Origin of the sequence: Sinorhizobium sp. 7-81 (genome assembly GCF_030124405.1) — a bacterium.
Classification (GTDB): Bacteria; Pseudomonadota; Alphaproteobacteria; order Rhizobiales; family Rhizobiaceae; genus Sinorhizobium; species Sinorhizobium psoraleae.
Map to the genome: position 1 here is coordinate 1 of NZ_JASKLT010000053.1, position 2,497 is coordinate 2,497.

Here is a 2,497-nt window from a genome sequence, read left to right on the forward strand (position 1 = left end):
TGTTGATTTGCACTGAGAAGTGACCCGGCATTTGCGCCGAGAATTGACCCGCCTTTTACGTATGTTTCGGGTCGGTGGTGGTGGTCAAGGTCCTGCTTTTCTCCTTTGTGGTTTTGGGTTCATGCGCTGAGCTGTTTTTGAAGCGAAAGCTGTCGTTTCCGGTTTCGAGGATGTGGCAGTGATGGGTAAGCCGGTCGAGCAAGGCGGTGGTCATCTTGGCGTCGCCGAAGACGCTAGCCCACTCGCTGAAGCTGAGGTTGGTGGTGATGATGACGCTGGTTCGCTCATAGAGCTTGCTCAGCAGATGGAAGAGCAGTGCACCACCTGACGCGCTGAAGGGGAGGTATCCGAGCTCATCGAGAATGACGAGATCGGAATGGACGAGCCGGTTGGCTATCTGACCAGAACGACCCTGGGCTTTCTCCTGTTCAAGCGCGTTGACCAGCTCGACGGTCGAGAAGAACCGAACCCGCTTGTGGTAATGCTCGATGGCCTGAACGCCGATCGCGGTGGCGACATGCGTTTTGCCTGTGCCAGGCCCGCCGACCAGGACAATGTTGTTGGCCTCGTCGAGGAAGTCGCAGCGGTGAAGCTGACGCACGAGAGCTTCATTGACCTCGCTGCTTGAAAAGTCGAAGCCGTTCAGATCACGGTAGGCGGGAAAGCGTGCAGTCTTGAGCTGATAGGCTGTCGATCTGACTTCCCTTTCTGCCGTCTCCGCTTTGAGGAGCTGCGACAGGATTGGAATGGCGGCCTCGAACGCCGGCGCTCCCTGTTCGGTCAGTTCTCCGACGGCCTGGGCCATTCCGTGCATCTTCAATTGCCTCAGCATGATCACGATCGCACCACTGGCTGGATTATGACGCATGGCGAACCTCCGCCTTCCTCAGGGAGTCGTATCGCTCGACGTTGGCCTTTGGTTCGTTGATGAGCGTCAGGGCCTGAGGCGCATCGATGGTCGGCGGCGTGAAGGATTTGCCGTCGACAAGGCGATGCAACAAGTTCAGCACATGCGTCTTGGTCGGAACGCCGGACTTCAGCGCCATGTCGACGGCCGAGAGGACGGCGTGTTCATCGTGCTGCAGGACGAGCGCCAGGATATCGACCATCTCACGGTCTCCGCCAGGCTTCTTGAGCAGGTGCTGCTGCAAGGTCCTGAAGGCTTCCGGAAGTTCGACAAAGGGTGCGCCATTGCGAAGAGCGCCGGGTTTGCGTTGCACGACCGCCAGATAGTGTCGCCAGTCATAAACCGTCTGTCCCGGCCGATCATGGGAACGGTCGATAATGCGCTGGTGTTCGCAGATGATCAGGCCTTCGGCGGCGACAACGACACGATCCGGATAGACCCGCAGGCTCACCGGTCGATTGGCGAAGGATGCCGGAACGCTGTAGCGGTTGCGCTCCAGATGCACGAGGCAGGTCGGCGAGACCCGCTTGGTGTATTCGACAAAACCATCAAACGGACGGGAGACCGGCATGAGAGCCTGTGTCTCTTCGGCCCAGATATCGGCGATGGTGCCGCGCATCTGGCCGTGAGACGTCTGTGCCCAAAACTCTTTGCAGCGTTGCTCCAGCCACTCGTTGAGGGCCTCCAGCGATGGAAAGCGTGGCATGGGCTGCCAAAGGCGATGACGAGCGTCCTGGACGTTCTTCTCGACCTGCCCTTTCTCCCAGCCAGACGCCGGGTTGCAGAACTCGGGCTCGAAGAGATAGTGGCTTGCCATCGCCAGGAAGCGGACGTTCACATCGCGCTCCTTGCCGCGGCCGACCTTGTCGATCGCCGTCTTCATGTTGTCGTAGATGCCGCGGCGAGGAATGCCGCCAAAAACGCGGAACGCATGATTGTGGGCGTCGAACAGCATCTCGTGTGTCTGCAGGAGATAGGCCCGGACAATGAAGGCGCGGCTGTAGCTCAGCTTCGTATGGGCCACCTGCAGCTTGGTCCGCTCATTGCCGATGACGGCCCAATCTTCCGACCAGTCGAACTGGAACGCTTCACCGGGTTCGAATGCCAAAGGCACGAATGTTCCGCGTCCCGACGTCTGAAGTTCTCTCTGCCGATCGGCTCTCCAATCCCGAGCGAAAGCGGCGACACGGCAATAAGAACCCTCGTAGCCCAAGCTCAGCAGGTCGGCATGGAGCTGTTTAAGAGTCCGCTTCTGTTTGCGGGATTTGTTGGCTTCCGTCTTCAGCCAGGCCGATAGCCGGTCGGCAAAGGGATCAAGCTTGCTCGGCCGCTCCGGAACTTTGAACTTCGGCTCCACACCATTCAGGCGCAGGTATTTACGGATGGTGTTCCGGGACAAGCCGGTCCTGCGGCATATCTCCCGGATCGATAGATGCTCTCGAAAATGCCAGCGTCGGATCACGCTTAATAAGGCCATGTCGATCACTCCATAGCTCCCGCTGAAAACACGCGGAGCAAGGTTCAAAACATGGGTCAATTCTCGATGAAAATATCCCGCAATGCCGGATCACTTCTCAGTGCAAATCAACA

2 protein-coding genes are annotated in these 2,497 nt (G+C 58.4%); both read right to left on the minus strand.

The annotated features are described in order from the left end of the window. Nucleotides 1-55: 55 nt before the first annotated feature. Nucleotides 56-868 carry an IS21-like element helper ATPase IstB gene (gene istB, locus QN224_RS33390; protein ID WP_283980147.1) on the minus strand — a complete coding sequence of 271 codons (813 nt, stop codon included), beginning with the start codon at nt 866-868 and terminating at the stop codon, nt 56-58. Then, entirely contained in the window at nt 858-2,384 is a 1,527-nt protein-coding gene (gene istA, locus QN224_RS33395) for an IS21 family transposase (RefSeq protein WP_283980148.1), read from the minus strand. The genes istB and istA overlap by 11 nt, the downstream gene beginning before the upstream one ends. Nucleotides 2,385-2,497: the final 113 nt, after the last annotated feature.